Annotated in this window: 17 protein-coding genes and 2 tRNA genes; 14 read left to right on the top strand and 5 right to left on the bottom strand. The window is 70.3% G+C overall.

The annotated features are described in order from the left end of the window. Positions 1-145 precede the first annotated feature (145 nt). Complete coding sequence (locus OG329_RS21135; protein WP_405801940.1) at positions 146-1,810, top strand: long-chain fatty acid--CoA ligase; 1,665 nt, start codon at positions 146-148, stop codon at positions 1,808-1,810. 37 nt (positions 1,811-1,847) lie between these two features. On the opposite strand, the gene OG329_RS21140 is transcribed toward OG329_RS21135, so the two are convergent. Then, on the bottom strand, positions 1,848-5,654 hold the full coding sequence (locus OG329_RS21140) for a PAS domain-containing protein (protein ID WP_405797210.1): 3,807 nt from the start codon (positions 5,652-5,654) through the stop codon (positions 1,848-1,850). Between the two features lie 186 nt (positions 5,655-5,840). After that, entirely contained in the window at positions 5,841-6,305 is a 465-nt protein-coding gene (locus OG329_RS21145; RefSeq protein ID WP_405797211.1) for an SSI family serine proteinase inhibitor, read from the bottom strand. 216 nt (positions 6,306-6,521) lie between these two features. Here OG329_RS21145 and OG329_RS21150 point away from each other — a divergent pair. Further along, positions 6,522-6,612 (top strand) — tRNA-Ser (locus tag OG329_RS21150). A 162-nt stretch (positions 6,613-6,774) separates the two neighbouring features. Further along, positions 6,775-6,847: transfer RNA gene (locus OG329_RS21155), tRNA-Arg, on the top strand. Positions 6,848-6,941: 94 nt separating this feature from the next. Here OG329_RS21155 and OG329_RS21160 read toward each other — a convergent pair. Together OG329_RS21160 and OG329_RS21165 are read right to left on the bottom strand one after the other, a co-directional pair. Next, positions 6,942-8,105: a tyrosine-type recombinase/integrase gene (locus tag OG329_RS21160; RefSeq protein ID WP_405797213.1), complete on the bottom strand. Its 1,164-nt coding sequence runs from the start codon at positions 8,103-8,105 to the stop codon at positions 6,942-6,944. A 15-nt stretch (positions 8,106-8,120) separates the two neighbouring features. Next, entirely contained in the window at positions 8,121-8,759 is a 639-nt protein-coding gene (locus OG329_RS21165; protein ID WP_405797214.1) for a helix-turn-helix domain-containing protein, read from the bottom strand. Positions 8,760-8,887: 128 nt separating this feature from the next. On the opposite strand from OG329_RS21165, the gene OG329_RS21170 reads away from it, so the two are divergent. The 11 genes from OG329_RS21170 (at position 8,888) to OG329_RS21220 (ending at position 16,789) form a co-directional block, all read left to right on the top strand. Continuing rightward, positions 8,888-9,112, top strand: coding sequence for a DNA-binding protein (locus OG329_RS21170; RefSeq protein ID WP_405797216.1), 225 nt, complete (start codon positions 8,888-8,890; stop codon positions 9,110-9,112). Positions 9,113-9,248: 136 nt separating this feature from the next. After that, positions 9,249-9,890 carry a hypothetical protein gene (locus OG329_RS21175; protein WP_405797218.1) on the top strand — a complete coding sequence of 214 codons (642 nt, stop codon included), beginning with the start codon at positions 9,249-9,251 and terminating at the stop codon, positions 9,888-9,890. Then, the gene (locus tag OG329_RS21180) at positions 9,887-10,165 is read left to right on the top strand and encodes a hypothetical protein (RefSeq protein WP_405797220.1); all 279 of its coding nucleotides are present in this window, start codon (positions 9,887-9,889) and stop codon (positions 10,163-10,165) included. Before OG329_RS21175 ends, OG329_RS21180 begins: the two co-directional genes overlap by 4 nt. Beyond that, complete coding sequence (locus OG329_RS21185) at positions 10,162-12,195, top strand: bifunctional DNA primase/polymerase (protein ID WP_405797221.1); 2,034 nt, start codon at positions 10,162-10,164, stop codon at positions 12,193-12,195. Before OG329_RS21180 ends, OG329_RS21185 begins: the two co-directional genes overlap by 4 nt. Positions 12,196-12,412: 217 nt before the next feature. Beyond that, positions 12,413-12,577 (top strand): hypothetical protein, encoded by a 165-nt coding sequence (locus OG329_RS21190; RefSeq protein WP_405797223.1) that lies wholly within the window; start codon positions 12,413-12,415, stop codon positions 12,575-12,577. Between the two features lie 91 nt (positions 12,578-12,668). Then, the gene (locus tag OG329_RS21195; protein ID WP_405797225.1) at positions 12,669-13,061 is read left to right on the top strand and encodes a hypothetical protein; all 393 of its coding nucleotides are present in this window, start codon (positions 12,669-12,671) and stop codon (positions 13,059-13,061) included. 190 nt (positions 13,062-13,251) lie between these two features. Next, complete coding sequence (locus tag OG329_RS21200; RefSeq protein WP_405801942.1) at positions 13,252-13,455, top strand: helix-turn-helix domain-containing protein; 204 nt, start codon at positions 13,252-13,254, stop codon at positions 13,453-13,455. Then, positions 13,418-13,648, top strand: a complete 231-nt coding sequence (locus OG329_RS21205; protein WP_405797227.1) for a hypothetical protein — start codon at positions 13,418-13,420, stop codon at positions 13,646-13,648. The genes OG329_RS21200 and OG329_RS21205 overlap by 38 nt, the downstream gene beginning before the upstream one ends. Further along, on the top strand, positions 13,638-14,372 hold the full coding sequence (locus OG329_RS21210; RefSeq protein WP_405797228.1) for a hypothetical protein: 735 nt from the start codon (positions 13,638-13,640) through the stop codon (positions 14,370-14,372). Before OG329_RS21205 ends, OG329_RS21210 begins: the two co-directional genes overlap by 11 nt. 3 nt (positions 14,373-14,375) lie before the next feature. Further along, the gene (locus tag OG329_RS21215; RefSeq protein WP_405797229.1) at positions 14,376-16,463 is read left to right on the top strand and encodes a hypothetical protein; all 2,088 of its coding nucleotides are present in this window, start codon (positions 14,376-14,378) and stop codon (positions 16,461-16,463) included. Further along, complete coding sequence (locus OG329_RS21220; RefSeq protein ID WP_405797231.1) at positions 16,463-16,789, top strand: DUF6303 family protein; 327 nt, start codon at positions 16,463-16,465, stop codon at positions 16,787-16,789. Before OG329_RS21215 ends, OG329_RS21220 begins: the two co-directional genes overlap by 1 nt. A 63-nt stretch (positions 16,790-16,852) precedes the next feature. Here OG329_RS21220 and OG329_RS21225 read toward each other — a convergent pair whose 3' ends face one another. Then, on the bottom strand, positions 16,853-17,605 hold the full coding sequence (locus OG329_RS21225) for an XRE family transcriptional regulator (protein ID WP_405797232.1): 753 nt from the start codon (positions 17,603-17,605) through the stop codon (positions 16,853-16,855). Positions 17,606-17,706 lie beyond the last annotated feature (101 nt).

Consider the following 17,706-nt stretch of genomic DNA (forward strand, 5'->3'; position numbering starts at 1 on the left):
ACGCCGCGCCCGCCACCGAGACAGGAGCGCACTTGTATCCCGGGTAGTGACATACCACGTGGTATGTGAGCAGAATCGCCGCAGAGCTTTTCTGCCGAGCGCCGCGCTCGTGTCGCGCAGCGCCAGCGCCCACCGGGAGGACGCCGTGCTGAGCACCATGCAGGACGTACCGCTGACTGTGACCCGCATCCTGCGCCACGGGATGACCATCCACGCGAAGTCGCAGGTCACCACCTGGACCGGGGAGAGTGAGCCGCAGCGCCGAAGCTTCGCCGAGGTCGGGGCACGCGCGGCACAGCTCGCCGGCGCCCTGCGCGACGGACTCGGTGTCACGCGTGACGAGCGGATCGCCACGTTGATGTGGAACAACTCCGAGCATGTCGAGGCATACTTCGCGATTCCCTCCATGGGGGCGGTCCTCCACACGCTCAACCTGCGCCTGCCGCCTCAGCAGTTGGTCTGGATCGTCAACCACGCCGCCGACCGCGTCGTCCTCGCGAACGGTTCCCTGCTGCCGCTCCTCGCGCCGCTCCTGGCCCACCTGTCGACCGTCGAGCACGTCGTCGTCTCCGGTCCCGGTGACCGGGGTCCGCTCGCCGAAGCCGTCGCCGCGACGGACGGGCGCGTCCAGGTGCACGAGTACGAGGACCTGATCGCCGGGCGCCCCACCACGTACGACTGGCCCGAGCTGGACGAACGCAGCGCCGCCGCCATGTGCTACACCTCCGGGACCACCGGCGACCCGAAGGGCGTCGTCTACTCGCACCGTTCGATCTATCTGCACTCCATGCAGATCAACACGGCCGAGTCGATGGGGCTGACCGACAAGGACACGACCCTCGTCGTCGTACCGCAGTTCCATGTGAACGCGTGGGGCCTGCCGCACGCCACCTTCATGACCGGCATCAGCATGCTGATGCCCGACCGCTTCCTCCAGCCCGCGCCGCTGGCCGACATGATCGAGCGCGAGAAGCCCTCGCACGCCGCCGCCGTGCCGACGATCTGGCAGGGGCTCCTCGCCGAGGTCACCGCCCGGCCGCGCGATCTCAGCTCCATGGTCCGCGTGACGATCGGTGGCTCGGCCTGTCCGCCCGCGCTGATGGAGGCGTACGACAAGCTCGGCGTACGGCTCTGCCACGCCTGGGGCATGACGGAGACCTCGCCGCTCGGCACGACCTCCAACCCGCCCGCCGGTCTGACCCCCGAGCAGGAGTGGCCGTACCGCGTCACGCAGGGCCGTTTCCCCGTCGGCGTCGAGGCACGGCTGACCGGCCCCGGCGGCGACACGCTGCCGTGGGACAACGAGTCGGCCGGTGAGCTGGAGGTACGCGGGCCCTGGATCGCCGCCTCCTACTACGGCGGCGCCGGCGCCGAACCGCTCAAGCCCGAGGACAGGTTCAGCGAGGGCGGCTGGCTCAAGACGGGCGACGTCGGTGTCATCAGCCCCGACGGCTATCTCACCCTCACCGACCGCGCGAAGGACGTCATCAAGTCCGGCGGCGAGTGGATCTCCAGTGTGGAGCTGGAGAACGCGCTCATGGCGCATCCGGACGTCGCCGAGGCGGCGGTCGTCGCCGTGCCCGACGACAAGTGGGGCGAACGGCCGCTGGCGACAGTCGTGTTGAGGGAGGGCGCGAGCGCCGACTACGAGGCGCTCAAGACCTTCCTCGCCGGGCGGATCGCCAAGTGGCAGTTGCCGGAACGGTGGTCGGTGGTGGAGTCGGTGCCGAAGACCAGCGTCGGCAAGTTCGACAAGAAGGTGATCCGCAAGCAGTACGCGGACGGGGAGCTGGACGTCACGCGCCTCTAGATCAATTTCGACGGCACCAACTGGACCTCCCCCAGGGTCAGTTGGTGCCGATCTTGGCGAGCAGGTCCACGATCCGCGACTGCACGTCCTCGCTCGTGGACCGCTCGGCCAGGAAGAGCACGGTCTCCCCGGCGGACAACTGCGGCAGTTCGGAGCGGTCGATGCCGGTGGAGGTGTAGACGACCAGCGGCGTACGGTTCAACTGGCCGTTCGCGCGCAGCCAGTCGATGATGCCCGCGCGCCGGCGCCGTACCTGCATCAGGTCCATGACCACCAGATTGGGCCGCATCTGGCTCGCGAGCGTGACCGCGTCGCTGTCCGTCCCCGCGCGCGCCACCTGCATGCCGCGCCGCTCCAGCGTCGCCGTCAGCGCGAGCGCGATCTCCTCGCTCTCCTCGATCAACAGCACGCGCGACGGGTGCTGTTCGCTGTCGCGCGGTGCCAGGGCCTTGAGCAGCACGGCGGGGTCGGCGCCGTACGCCGCCTCGCGTGTCGCCTGCCCGAGCCCGGCCGTCACCAGTACCGGCACCTCGGCGGCGACGGCGGCCTGGCGCAGCGACTGGAGCGCGGTGCGGGTGATCGGGCCGGTCAGCGGGTCCACGAACAGCGCCGCGGGGAAGGCGGCGATCTGCGCGTCGACCTCCTCGCGGGAGTGCACGATCACCGGGCGGTAGCCGCGGTCGCTCAGGGCCTGCTGGGTGGAGACGTCGGGGGCGGGCCAGACCAGCAGCCGGCGCGGGTTGTCCAGCGGCTCGGGGGGCAGTTCGTCGTCGACGGGGCGGGGCTGGGGGCGGTTCGCGACCTCGACCGCGCCGCCGGGGCCGTCCAGCGGCTGGGGGCCTTCGGCGCCCTCGTCGGGGGCTCCTATGGCGTAGGCGCGGCCCTCGGGGTGGGGGCCGTGGCCGAGGGAGCCGCCCTGGCCGCCGTGGGAGGGGCCGGAGGGGCTGGGGGCGTGCGGGGCTTGGGGTTCCTGTGGTTCCTGCGGGTCGTGGGGGGCGGCGAGTCTGCGGCGGCGGCCGGCGCCGAGGGTCTGGTTCTGCTGCTTGGTGATCTGCTGCGAGAAGGGCACGCCCTGGCCGAGCGTACGGACGCTGAACGCCCGTCCCTGCGTGGAGTCGGCCGGCATCGGCTCCTCCTCGGGCAGGGGCTGGGCGGCGCGGGGGTCTACGGTGTCGTCGTCCGTGTGCGTGTGCGTGTGCGTGTGCTCGGCGGCGGGTGCGGGTGCGGGCCATGAGGGCTGCTGGCCGGGTGCGCCGGGCATCACGCCGACGCCCGAGGCGGTGGGCATCGCGGGCGCCCAGCCGTTGGGGTCCGGGTCCGGGTCCGTGGCAGGGGCCTCGGCCTGGGTCTTGGCCGGTGCCGGCGCTTCGTTCGGGTGCGTGACGGGGTGCGAGACCGGGTGCGGCTTCAGCGGCGTATGGTCCGCGCGCGGGTCCGACGACGCGGTGTCGTGGCGCCCCGGCACCGACGCGTCGGGCGACGCCCGGTCGGCGTCGGCCGGCGGAAGCGCGAACTGCGCGCGGGCAGGCGCCGGCTCGGGCCGCTGTTGCGCGGGCGCCAGCGCACGCCGGGGCCGACGGACGGCGGGCGACGGGCCGGAGGGCAGGGCCGGGGGGAGGGCGTTCTGCCCACCGCGCCGGGCACGGCGCCCCGTACCCTCCGCCTCCGCCGCATCCTGTGGCATTACGCCCTGCGGTGGTACGCCCTGCGGCGGCACGGCCTGGCCGAGAGCCGCGCGCCCGGTCGGATGCGCGCCCTCGGCGGCCGTCACGACCGAACCCTCGGAAGCCGCGGGAGGGGCCGACACCGCGAGTTCGGCGCCCGGTACGACCCCGGCCGCGTTCTCCGCCGGGCTCGGCCGGCCGCGCCTGCGGCCCGTACCACCGCCCGTGCTCTCGCCCGAGTCCTGCGCGGGGATGAGTTCCTGCTGCGAATCGGACGCCGTCCCCGTCCCCGTCCCCGCCTCCGCCCCCGGCCCCGACTCCGTACGGGCCCTGCGCCGCCCCGTGGGCTCGGCGGGCTCAGCGGTCCCCGCACTTTCGGCACCGAGGAACGCGTCCGTGGACGCCCGCCGTGCCCGCCGCCGCCCACCGCCCGGCCGGCCGGAACCCCCGGTCGACCCGGGCCCCCCGGCGGCCGGCTCCGCCGGAACCTGGCTCGGGCTCTCCTCGGGCGCGGCCGCGTGGAACGTACCCGCCCCTTCCCCCAGCGGCACTTCCAGCACGTACGCGCTGCCGCCCATGCCCGGCATCTCGTGCGTCTGCAACACCCCGCCGTGCGCCCGCACGATCCCCCGCACGATCGGCTCGTGCACGGGATCGCCCCCGGCGAACGGCCCGCGCACCTCGATCCGTACGACATCACCGCGCTGCGCCGCCGCCACCACGATCGTGGAGTCGACGTAACCGCCGTCCGGCACCACCCGTGTCCGGCCCGTCGAGTCGACGCCCGCCACGTCCGCCGTGAGATGCGCGAGCGCCGTCGCCAGCCGCACCGGGTCGACCTCCGCCTCGATCGGCGGCGCGTGCACGGCGAACTGCGCTCGGCCGGGGCCGATCAGCTCGATCGCGCCCTCGACACCGGCCGCCACGACCCCGTCGAGCAGCACGTTCACCTTGGTCAGTTGCTCCAGGCCCTCGTCGAGGCGCTGGTAGCCGAGGACGTTGTCCACCAGCGTCGTCATCCGGGCGTAGCCGGCCGACAGATGGTGCAGCATCTGGTTGGCCTCGGGCCAGAGCTGCCCCGCCGGGTCGGCGGCGAGCGTCGTCAGCTCACCGCGCAGCTCCTCCAGCGGGCCGCGCAGCGCGCCGCCCAGGACGGCCGCCAGTTGGTGGTGCCGGCGGGCCGTGTTGTCGTAGCGCTCCGCCAACTCCTCGATCTCGGCTGCGTACCGGTCGCTGCGGTCGGCGAGTTCGGCGGTGTGCCGCTCGACGGCGGCGGCGAGTTCCGCCGTGTGCCGCTCGGCCGTCTCCGCCAGCTCCGCCGCGTGCCGCTGGGCGGTCTCGGTGGCTTCGGTGGTGTGCGCCTCGACCAGTTCCTCGTACGGCCGCCGGTCGGTGAACGTCATCACCGCGCCGACCAACTGCTCCCCGTCCCGTACGGGCGCGGTGGTCAGGTCGACGGGCACCTGCTTGCCGTTCTTCGCCCACAGCACCTGTCCGCGCACCCGGTGCTTGCGGCCCGACTTGAGCGTGTCGGCCAGCGGCGACTCCTCGTACGGGAACGGCTCGCCGTCCCCGCGCGAGTGCAGGATCAGCGGGTGCAGCTCCCGGCCGCCCAGATCGCTGGCCCGGAAGCCGAGGATCTGCGCGGCGGCGGGGTTGACGAGTACGACGCGGCCGTCCGTGTCCGTACCGACCACGCCCTCGGCGGCGGCCCGCAGGATCATCTCGGTCTGCCGCTGCGAACGCGCCAGCTCCGCCTCGGTGTCGACGGTCCCGGACAGATCGCGGACGACGAGCATCAGCAGCTCGTCGCCGGTGTAGTTGTGCGGGTCGTAGGCCTGGGCCTGCTGGCCGTCCTCCAGATTGGCGCTGGTGACCTCGACGGGGAACTCGTTGCCGTCCGTACGCCGCGCGATCATCCGGGTCGGCTTCGTACGGCCCCGCTCGTCACTCGCCTCCGGCCGGCGCATCGAACCGGGGATCAGCCGGGGGTCGAACTGCGGCAGGAGATCGAGCAGCCCGCGCCCGACCAGGGCCGTACCGGGAGTCTCGAAGGTTTCGAGGGCGATGGTGTTGGCGTTGACGACGGTGCCGTTGCTGTTGACGAGCACCAGACCGTCGGGAAGTGCGTCAAGTATCGCCGCGAGGCGAGCAGCGCCTCGGGATGGCCTGCTGCTCACGACGACGCTTCCTCCCTGAACCACTGCACCTTGCGGACGGCCGGTCCCATCTTGCCCCTCTGAGTCTCAGCCTGTCACTGGAGGGAGTCTAAGGGCTGGGGGGCGGGGCGGGACGGCGGATGAGGGGGAGCTCTCACCAAGGTTGTGTGCGGACCCCGTACCGATGGCATCCGCGCACCCGTGGCGTCAGCCCCTGGCGGCGGGAAGTACGGGTACGAGGTTCTGCCAGCGGGAGATCTCGCAGCCGTTCTCACGGCTGAACGTCGCGTCGACGCTCCGCCCCTGCCACGTCCCGGTGACCCGCGCGGTGGCGGGCCCGCCCATCTGCATGGTGCACATCTGCCCCTCGGGCACCGGCGCGAACGGGTCCTTCCGCTCACCGGCCAACTCGTCCAGCCGCGCACACGCGGACTCGGCCTCGGGGTGCGTACCGCCGGAGGGGCCGCACGTCAGCTCGTACGTACCGTCGGCACGGGTGATGTTCGTCTGCGCGACGGTCACGGTGAGCCGGTCCGGCTCCTGCTCCTGGAACAGCGGCGGCAACGGCAGCGGCGCCAGATCGAGGACCCCGGCGGACGCGGTGGGCGCGAAGGCGGCCACGGCGGCGACCGAGGCGGCGAAGACGGTGGCGAGGGAGAAACGACGCGACATGGGGGCTCCTGACGGCAGACGATTCCAAGGGGCCCGACGGTGCGCGCCCGCCATCACTAACGCGCGTGAGCCCCAGTCGTTGCGCTCCGGCCGGGGGCGCGAAGAAGCGCTTTGCCCTGCGGGCTTCCCGCCTAGTACCGTGGGCGGCGATTGGTGACACCGCGCTCGGCTGTGTCATCATCTGACACGCACCATCCGCGCCCGCGCGGGTGTGCTGGAGGCGTCGCCTAGTCCGGTCTATGGCGCCGCACTGCTAATGCGGTTTGGGTCTTAAAGCCCATCGAGGGTTCAAATCCCTCCGCCTCCGCGCACGATCCACCGAAGCCCCGCCCACCCGGCCGGGGCTTCGGCCGTTTCGGGCTGTTTCCGCAGCTCAGGCATGGTCCGGCTAATGGATTTCACGTGACGCCGCAGGTCATGTAATGTTGTTCTCGCAACGCGGCCGGGCCAGAAAAGCCCAGCACGACAAGCACTCGTAGCTTAACGGATAGAGCATCTGACTACGGATCAGAAGGTTGCAGGTTCGAATCCTGCCGAGTGCACAAGAGTTACCAGGTCAAGGCCCTGATTCCTTCACGGAGGATCGGGGCCTTCGTCGTGTCGTCTCACAATTTCTCACATCCGTCTTGATCTTGGTCAGCCGAGGAACTCGGCCAGCTTGTCCGAACCGGCCTTCAACGACTGCGGATCGGGGTGTACGTAGATCCGCTTGGTGAAGCCGAGATCGGCGTGTCCGGCCCACGCGGAGACCACCGTGTCCGGCACCCCGTTGTTCGCCATCCAGGACAGGCAGGCGTGCCGCGCGTCGTACAAGCGGACCTTGCGCACCTCGGCCGAGGCCATCCGCTCGTACGCCCGGCGACGGAGCCAGTCCGTCTTCACCGCAGCACCGAGTTCGTCCACGACAACCCGCCCTGACGACTCGTAGCCTTCGCCGGCCGCGAGCCGCTCGGCCGCCTGACGCTTCCGGAACGCCTTCAGCGCCTTCAGCGCGATGTCGGGGAGCGGCAGCGCACGGTCACCCGCCTCCGACTTGGTGTCCTTCTCGATGACCTCCCCGGCCACCAGCGTGCGCGTGATCTCCACGCTGAGCGTCCCCGTGGTGAGATCCAGGTCCGACCACCGCAGGCCGCACACCTCGGCCGGGCGAAGGCCCATGAGGGACAGCAGCATCACCGCGTACAGGCGGTCAGTGGAGACGTGGGCGAGGAACACCTTTACCTCGTCCTCCGTCCACGGCGTCCGCGCCTTCCGCCGGACCTTGTCCGCCTTCCTGGCCTGCCTCGGGATGGTGACGTGGTCGGCGACGTTCCGGGCCACCAGGCCCCGGCGGATCGCCAAGTTGAGCGCGGCCCGGAGCCGGCCGAGGGTGAGGCTCACCGTACGGACGCTCAGCCCGGTGCCCGGCTTCCCGCCGATCCTTCGCGCGCTGGTCAGCATCCAGTCGATCAGCGACTCAACGTCTTCCTCGGTGAGCTTCTGCACCAGCTTGGTGCCGAGGTGGGCGACGACGTACCGCATCGCGTCCTCGTACGACCGCTTGGTGGCCACCTCTACGTCACGGGTCGCCGACGCCAGCCACAGCGCCACCAGTTGAGCCACGGTGGCCTTCGACGGGGCGACGAACGTTCCGGTGGCGCGCTGGTGCCGGATGCGCGCCTGCTCGTTCTCGGCCTCGGTCTTCGTGTCCGTCGTGACCGTGAGCTGGCGCCGCTTCCCCGTGACCGGGTCCGCGCCGATGTCGACGACGAACCGGTAGCGGGTCTTGCCCCGCGCCGTCACCTTCTTGATCTCGGCCATGCCTCCCCCTCCCTGCTACTGCTCCAGTTCGGCTAGTTCTTCTGGCAGCCGCGGCGGCTTGAGGCCGCGCATGCGCATGGTGTTCCTCGTCTGCCTCAACGCAGCCTCAGCCTGCTCCCACTCGCGGGCGCGCTGCTCCCGCTCGCCTTCCTCGTCCAACCGGAGGCGGCGTACGCGACCGGGGACGGCGAACCACTCGCGTACGCGCTCGGCGTGCTCGCGCCAGAGGACGACCGGCGCGGCTCCCTCCTGCCAGGGGTTCTCGTACCACTCTGCGAGTCCTGTCTCAGGGTCACGCTCGCCGTGCGGCGTGCCGGCGTCGCCCGGGAACGGCGCCTCTCCCACGAACCAGCGGAAGGCGTCCCAGGTGGGTGTTAGCTGCCCGGCGAGAACCTCCACGTTCTGGTCCTCACCCAGCGGAAAGAGCAGCAGCGCGGGCGGGACATCGAGCGCGCGACCGAATGCGATGAGGTCGTCGACGTCGATGCGCCGCTCCCCGCGCTCGATCTTGCTCACCACGGTGGGCAGCGTCGGGCGCCCGGCCGCGGCCAGCCGTTCGGACACGTCCGACTGCTTCAACTGGCGGGCCTTGCGTACCCGCTGGATGTTCCTGGCTACCTGAGCGGCAGCCGGACCAGACTCCAGAATCGCCATGACATGGAATCTACGGCATGGACTAGCGCGCGTCCAGTGGACTGAGGTAGGTTCTCTAAGACAGCGAACGAGCGGCACATAACCGCGAACTCGCGCCACGTGATCGCGTCTCGAATCGGAGTGAAGTCGTGGATGAACTTCCGCGCAGTGTCGTACTGGAAGCGCCGACGCTGACCGAGGTCCGGAGTTGGCCGGCCACGGTCGACCTGCCCCGGGCGGCGCTCGCCCTCGGCATCTCCCGCAGCCAGATGTACGCCCTGGTCAAGCGCGGCGAGGCACCCGTGAAGGTGCTCGACTACGGCGCCAAGCGCGTCGTCACCGCGTCGCTCGTACGGCTCCTCGAAGCCGCATAGTTCGGGCCCCCACCAGACCGCAGGTGCTCTAACACCCACGCGGCAGGGGCCCTATCCGATCCCGCACATGCAGAAGCCCCGGGCTTTTCGCTCGCCAGCGACCCAGGGCTTCTACAACAGAAACGGAAGTCCCATCATGGCACACGTCATCGCCGTCCCGCAGATCGAGACCGAGACCTTCGGCCACGAGGCGTACATCGTCGCCGAGGCCGCCCGCGAGCACCCCGCCCCGGTCGTCACCGACACGGTTGCGGCGATCCTGGCCCGCCTCGATCCCGCGTACGTCGCGAAGGAGACCAGCCCCGGCGCGCTTCGCGAGGCACTGACCGAGGCCGTCAGCACGATCGCCGACCCGCCCGTCGGCCTCCTCGCTGAGGCACAGACCACCCTTATCCGCGACGTGGGTCTCGGCGCCCTGCGCACCGCGGAGCCGCTTGAGTCCGAGCTGCGGGACATCGACGCCGACGGCTTGAGCGACAACACCAACGTTCCGTGGCTCGCCGCCGAGGTGGTCGTCCACGCCGAGCGGTCGCAGGCATACGGGCGCAAGACCACGGTCTGGACTCACTACGGGGTCCACACCGGAGAACTCACCCCGGCTCGGGGCCGCGAGGCACTGGCCGCCATGCGGGACTTCGCCGACCGGTACGAGGCGCTTCTCGACTTCGCGGACCAGGTCGCCGCCGACGACTTCGAGGGCGACCCGGAGATCGCCCGCCTCGACACCGAGGCCGAGGACCGGCGGATCAAGGCCATCACCAAGGGCCGCCGCGCGTGAACACCCGGCACCACCCCGGGACCCCCGAGGCCATCACGGCTTCGGGGGCCTCCGGGCGCCCTCCCGGCCAGTGGCCGGACACCCCGTACAGCGACGCCCTGTACCTCCAGTTCCAGCGCGAGCGCGCCCGCCGGACGCTCGTCCTCGGATCGATCCGCGCCAGCCTCACCGAACAGCCCAACGCCGCGTGCACACGCACCTGTGCCCGCCGCTGGGTCGCCGACATCCTCGGCATCACCGAAGACGTCGTCACGAACAAGACGGAGAGCACGTGACCGCGCCCGTGACCCACCAGGACCAGCGCACAGCGGCCCCAACGCCCGCGCTGCCGCCGATGATCGAGTTCGCACGGTGGTACGCGAAACGCGGTTGGCGGGTGCTGCCCCTGCATCACGCAGCAGACGGACGCTGCACCTGCGGCAACCCGAGACGGGACGCCAAGCACGACTACAAGCAGGGCGGCAAGCACCCCGTCTACCCCGCGTGGCAGGACAACGCCACCACCGACCCCGGCCAGATCGCGACGTGGTGGGCCGAGCGCCCGCGCGCGAACATCGGGATCGCCACCGGTGAAGCCTCCGGGATCTTCGTCCTCGACGTTGACCCGGACAACGGCGGATTCGACAGCCTCACCGCGCTCGAAACCGAACACGGTCCGCTCCCCGAGACCCGCCGGCACGAGACCGGATCGGGCGGGCTGCACTTCTTCTTCGCCTGGCCCGGCTTCAACCCGCGCAACAGCTCGGGCAAGCTCGGTCCCGGACTCGATATCCGCGCCGACGGCGGGCAGGTCGTCGCCCCGCCCTCGGTCTCGGTCAAGGGCGCATACAGCCCGCGCGGCGGCCCCGACCCAGTCCAGGCGCCTGCCTGGCTGGTGGACATGCTTCGCCCGCCGCCGCTGCCGGAACCGCTTCCGCCCGGGACGTACACGGCGCCCGTGGGCAGCCAGGACGCGTACACGAACAAGGCCGTACAAGCCGAGTGCGACGCGATCACCAGCGCGCCGGAGGGAACGCAGAACGACACGATCAACCGGGCCGCGTTCAGCGTCGGCACCCTCGTTGGAGCGGGGGCACTGAGCGAGGGCGAGGCGCGCGAGACGCTGCTCTCCGCCGCCCGCGCGGGCAACCACCCCGAGGGGCGAGCCCTCGCCACCATCACGTCAGGGCTCACTGCGGGCATGGCCCAACCCCGCACCCCCTGGCCGCCCGTGGGCCGCGTAGACGACCGCAACGACTTCAGCGGCCTGATCGCCCCCGAGCCGGAAGCCGCAACGCCCGCAGAGCCGCCCGCAGCCGTGGAGCCCGAGGCCGAAGAGGAGCCGCCGAACCGGTTCGTCCGGCTCGACTGGCACCAAGCGTTCGCCACCGACTTCTCAAAGATCGAATGGCTCCCCGGGAAGTTCATGGAACGCGGCCAGCAAGTCTCAATCGTCGGAGACGGCAAGGTCGGCAAGACCCTGTTCGTCCACGACTGGCTGTGGAGAGCAGTCACCGGACGCAGCTTCCTCGGCGACGAACGCCGGGCCCCGCTGTACGTCCTCTACTTCGACCGGGAGAACGGGCTCCGCGACATCGTCACCCGCATGCAGGGCTTCGGAGCCACCGCCGCCGAGCTGACGGAACGCTTCGACTACCGCATGTTCCCCAAGTTCAGTGGCGGCCTCGATGCCGCGCCCCTGGCCGTCGCCGAGCTGATGAGCATCGTGGACGAAGTCCGCCCCGACGTCGTCATCTTCGACACCGTCAGCCGCTTCATCAGCGGCAAAGAGAACGACTCCGACACCTGGTTGCAGTTCTACAGCCGTGTTCACGCGCCGCTGAAGTCACGCGGAATCGCCGGCACCCGCCTCGACCACATGGGCAAGGACACCGACAAGGGCAGCCGCGGCTCATCCGCCAAGTCCCAGGACGTCGACCACGTATGGGAGATGACCAGACTCACCGCGGACAGTGCGTACGACGGAGATGTCGAGACCGTCACCACACAGATCAAGTTCAAGCGCACCCACACCCGTACCGGCGTCGGCAGCGACCTCCTGCACATCACGCGGCGCGGCCGTAAGAGCGTCACCACGGGCATGTGGCTCCCCGGGCAGACCCGTCACGAGCTGTCCGATCCCGGAGTCGTACAGCAGCAGGCACAGCAGGTTCAGCACTACGTCGACCAGCTCGTGAAGCTCGGAGCACCCAACCTCGGGCGCGACAAGCTCAAGGACTGGGCCACAACGAAGGGCCTCATCCTCCCCGGCAACGCGACCGTTCTTGCCGAAGTCGTCCGGGCGTTCAAGGCGTCACAGCAGTGAGCCCGAATTGCACCAGAAAACCTGTTCCCGTCCGTATCCGCTACCAGACCTGTTCCCCCACCTGTTTCAACCTGTTCCCCGAACAGACATAACCGCAGGTCAGACCTGTTCCCCCGATTGTTCTCACCTGTTTCTACAGCCGTACCTAGTGACCTGTTCCCTCCCCCCTCTGTCTAGGGAGGGAACAGGGAACAGCTCGCACCGAATGGAGAGCCCCATGCCGATCAAGACCAACGAACTCCTCACCCTCCCCGAAGCGATCAAGCACATCGCCGACCACCACGGAAACCCCCACCTCCTCATCCACCACGACGACGGATGCCCCGTCCTCACCGGAGCCGTCAGCTCCATCCCCGACACCCTCCGCGCCGCGCGCACCTGACCCACTACACCCGTAGTGCGAGTGTGCGGGGATCCGGTTCTCGGCGCCCCGCGCATGGCGCCTGTGCACATGTACGAGAGAGGACAACCCCGTGACCACCACACCCCGTGAGCCGTTCCCCGCGCGGCTCGTACGCAAGGGCAGCTCGTACCCGGACAGGGAACAGCTCGACACGGCGAACATGCGCTTCCGCCGCGCCCTGTCCCGCCTGTGGAAGGAGTCGCAGCGCTCCCCCGACGTCGCGAACCAGTTGGCGCCGATCATCGCTGAGGCGGCCCGTGTGCTCTCGGAGTTGGCAGGCCGGGCGGAGCAGGCCGAGGCGAACTCTGCACGGAACAAGGCCGACTTCCGCAAGCGCGCGCAGAAGGGCAGCGCCACCATCCGCAAGGCGATCCACGCCGCCGAGCAGCGCGGCCGGGAGCCGAACCCGCGGGCGGTCGAGATGCTGGCACGGCTGGACGGCATGACCGGTGACGACGACTGACGGAGTTGTAGTGCCCCCGTCGTTGGCGTCGACCGTGTTCGCGGGCCTGACGCGGTACCTCGCGGACCAGACACGGACGAACGGCGGGGCGTTGACCCCCGAGGCCCGGACGCTGCTGCGGAACCTGCACAAGGCCGCACAGGGCACCGCTAGTTCCAGCGGCGGAACCCCCGAGCCCGAGCCTGCCAGCGTGGCGACTGTCACCGCACGGCAGGCCGCCGCCCTCCTGGCCTGTTCGCCTGGATTCGTGCGGCGACTCGCCAGATCGGGCCACCTGCAAGGGCATAAGGCCGGCCCGGTCTGGCTCATCGACCGGGCGTCTCTCGACGCCTACCGCTACGGCGTGGGAGACGCGCATGACGGACCGACCGAACTTGACCGAGGCGATCGGTAACCACCTGGCCGAGCGCCAGAGGGTCGCCGACGAGGCCGCCGCCCCGGAGCGTGAGGCGCGCGAGCAGCAGCAGAAGGCCGACGCCGCGCTGTACGGCACCGCCGGGTGGGAGACCCTGGGCGACCGCCGCCGGGAGTTGGCCGCCGCGTACGTTCGCGCACAGCAGGCCGGGGGTGGCTCCGATGCCGCGTGACATCGTCACCACCGCACAGCAGGAAGCCGCGGAGGCGCGCGCCACCCTCGACTCGCTCACGGAGCGGGTGAAGGCCGGGGATCCGAACGTCACCGCGTCGCAGCTCTCCACACAACGCGAGCTGATCAAGTTCGCCGAACTGAGGGTGACGGCCGCCGAGCGGAAGCAGGCCGAAGCGCAGCGCGCGGACCTCGACGCCCGTGCACGGGCCGTAGGCGAACGCGCCCGCGCCCTCGTCGCCGAGGACTCCACCGACGACCTGGTGGCCGCCGCCGGGGACGTCCTGGAGGCCACGATGCGCCTCGTCGCCGTGTCGGCCGCGCGAGACGAAACGATCCGCGAGGTGGCCAGCGAGGGGGTCGCCGTCAACGACCAGCTCAAGCGCGACCCGAACGACCATTGGCCGTCGCGGGAGTACGGCTTCATGGCGCAGAACTTCCCGCCCGTAGGCGTCACAGCCGTGGGCTTGGGGCGTGCCGAGTCCGTCCACGCCGGGGCTGTCCTCGGGGCGATCCTGTCCGCTGCTCTGGCCGGCCAGTCGGACGCACAGCACCGGGCCGGGGAGATCCTCGGTCTTCCCGGCGAGAGTACGAAGCGTGTCCTGGAGGGCGTGCCCGGTCTGGTCGCCGCATTGCGGTACGACCGTGAGGCGTGGGACCAGCTCCCGGAGAAGGTGCGGAACGAATCCGCACGGCAGGGCCGCCGGCCGGTCTCGGAGGGCTGATCCGTGGCCCTGAACATCGGCGAGCTGGTCGGCGTCATCCGGGCCGACGACCGGGGTTGGCGCTCGGGCCTGCGAGAGGCACAGCTCCGCCTCGCAGGCTTCACCCGGGACGCGGACGGATCCTTGCGGGACATGCACGGCCGCGTGACCAGCCAGTCCGATGCCATGGGCCGCACCCTCGGATCCAGGATCAGCCGCGGCGCCGGCCAGGCCGTAGGCGCGCTGAAGAAGGTCACCCCCGCGATCCTCGGCATGGGCGCCGGGCTGCCGGTCGTCGCTGCGGTCGTCACGGCCGTGGGCGCGCTCACTGCGGGGGCGGTCGCGGCCGGGCTGGCGTTCAAGGCGTTCACCATGGCGGCGAACCCCCAGATGGAGGCCGTGCGGAACGTCGCGGACCTTGCGGCCGCTGCTGAAGAGGCGGCTGCGGAGGGCGGGGAGAAGGCTGCCGAGGCGACGAAGGCGTATCAGGACGCGCTCGCGAAGCTGCCTTCGGCAACACAGGCCACCGCGAAGTCGTTCATCGGCCTGAAATCGGACTTCAAGGCCTGGTCCGATGGCCTGTCCGGCACCACCATGCCCGTCTTCACCAAGGGCATTGAGATCCTGCGGAACCTTCTGCCGATGCTCACCCCGTTCGTGAAGGCCGCAGCCGGGGCGCTCGGCGACATGCTCGACCGTGTGGCTACCGGAGTGAAGGGCACCGGGTTCAAGGAGTGGGCCGCCGACATGGCCACGGCGTCCGGCCCGGCGCTGAAGAACTTCCTCACGGCCATCCTGAACATCGGCAAGGGCTTCGGGAGCCTGCTTCAGGCGTTCCTGCCCGCGTCAGGGAAGATGACCGGCGGCCTGGCCTCGATGACGGAGTCGTTCGCGAAGTGGGCCGCCGGGCTGAAGGGCTCCGCCGGTTTCGAGAAGTTCCTCAACACGGCCAAGCAGGGCGGGCAGATCCTCGCCAACGTGGGCAAGGCCGTCATGCAGATGGCCGAGGCAGCGAAGCCGCTGATCATGGGCTTCCTGGCCGTGTCCGGGGTGTTCTCGAAGATCATCGCGAACACCCCTGTGGACGTGCTCACGGGCGTGGGCGTCGCGATCGGTCTGATCGTGGCGGGCATGAAGCTGTACTCGGTGTACTCCGCGATCTACACGGCGGCGACGTCCGCGGCCGGCCGCGCAGCGTGGTCGTGGGCCGCGGCGATGCTCGCGAATCCGATCACGTGGATCGTCATTGGGATCATCGCGCTCATCGCCGCGATCGTGCTGATCGCGACCAAAACGACGTGGTTCCAGACCGCTTGGACCGCGGTGTGGACTGCCGTGAAGACCGCGTTCTCCACGGCCGTCAGCGGCATCATGACGGCTCTCGACTGGCTCGGACAGCTCCCCGGAAAGATCTCAACGTGGTTCGGACAGGCCAAGGACTGGGCCGTCCTCAAAATGGGCGAACTGGTCTCGTGGCTGACCGGTCTCCCAGGGCGGATCATCGGCGCGATCGCCTCGCTCGCCGGGCGGCTGGCGACCACGGCGGCCACCGCGTTCCAGCGATTCCGGACTTCCGCAGTGAACAAGGCAGTCTCCTTCATCGCGTGGGTGAAGTCCCTGCCCGGCAAGATCACCAGCGCCCTCGGGAATTTGGGCTCGTTGCTGATCGACAAGGGGAAGGACGTGGTGAGGGGCCTGCTGTCCGGCATCAAGTCGATGGGCGGCTGGCTCAAAGGACAGCTCATTTCATTCGCCAAGGGGATGATCCCTGGCCCGATTGCCAAGGCGCTCGGGATCTCGTCACCGTCGAAGCTGATGGCCAAGAGCGTAGGCCGGTGGATCCCCGCAGGCATCGTGAAGGGCATCGACGCGGGCACGCCCGCGCTGAACACGACCATGTCCAACCTGGTGACCCCGCCGGCCGTCGGGAGCATGGCGTACGGCGGCGGTGGCTCGTACGGGTCCAGCGGCAGGAACCGAGGCGAACAACTGGTGAAGGTCGTCATCACGTCCGACGGCGGGCAGGCCGGGGACGCCATCGTCAGCCTCATTCAGGAGAACGTCCGGGCCAAGGGCGGCAGCGTGCAGACCGTATTGGGGGCTGGTCACTGATGAGTGGCATCGAGCCGACCAGGGCCGCGATGCGGTGGTGCGTGGACGACGGAGACACCGAGCCGTCGTGGGGGCTGCACATCCTGGTTGACTCCGCCGAGGTGTCGCTCATGACCGCGCGGTGGCCGGACGCGCTCTGTCCGCCGACGCTGCTGGACCGGTACGACGCGCTCGCCGTCCTCGGGTACGCGGTCGTCCGCGGCGGCCCGGAGGCGTGGGAGTGGCTGGAGACCCTCGACGCGGCGGGGGGCATGTTCCTGGCCGCGTACGCGGAGGTTCGGCCGCTGCGGGTGGATGAGCTGATCTCCGAGGACGCGGAGGGCTGACGGCCCGATCAGAGGCGCGAAGGGGTGGGCATCAGTGCCCACCCCTTCGGCGTGCTCGGAGCCCTACACGGGCCGGTGGTTGTACGCCTCCAGCGTGGCCTTGTTCGTGGACGCGCTCTGGAAAACCAACTCCCACGGGCCGGTGTTCACGTCGAACTCCTTACCGAACCCCACCCACTTCCCCGTCATGCGGCGGCCGGTCGGCTCAACAAGCAACTGGATTGCCCCGTGGTAGCGGGCACCGAGGTAGTACCCCTCGGTTGCGGTCTGCTCCGTCCAGGTGCCCGTGACTACGTGGCTGTCGATCTCCAGGTCCATGGTGAGCGGGGAGTCCGACGAGCCGGGCAGGCTCCGGGCCGAGAGACGGTTCCCGTGCTGGAGCAGGACGACGTAGTGCAGGCCGGTGAACGAGGAGTCCCGGCCCGACGAGAAGTACTCGTACCTGCTGAGCCAGACGCCTGAGTAGTTGCTGCCGTTCGGCCTGGGCTCGGCGGCCGGGCCGGCGGGGGCGATGTGGCCGTTGGTGGGCTCCATGTCGTGGCCGCCGTGCCCGTCGCCGGTCACGCGGGCCACGGGGACGGACATGGCGAAGCCGAGGGATTCGATGGGGAGTCCTGTGACGGCTTCGAGGGCGCGCGCGTAGACGGGGCGGGGGGAGGCGGTGGAGCCGGACTCCCAGCGTTGTACGAGCCGCTTGTTGGCGTCGTTGGGTTGACCGGCTCGGGTGCCTGCGTCGCGTACGGCGCGGGCGAAGTCGTCCTGGGACATGAGCATTCCCATGCGCACGGCCCGAAGCGTGGCGTTCGGTGTGGTCATGCCGTCCACGGTAGGCGCCGCTAGTGAGGAATGACACCGGATTGACGCCCCGTGTGTCGCCGGTATGACGCCCCTACCGACGCCGCGCAACTCTGCGTGGT

This window comes from Streptomyces sp. NBC_01506 (assembly GCF_045040295.1).
Lineage (GTDB): Bacteria > Actinomycetota > Actinomycetes > Streptomycetales > Streptomycetaceae > Streptomyces.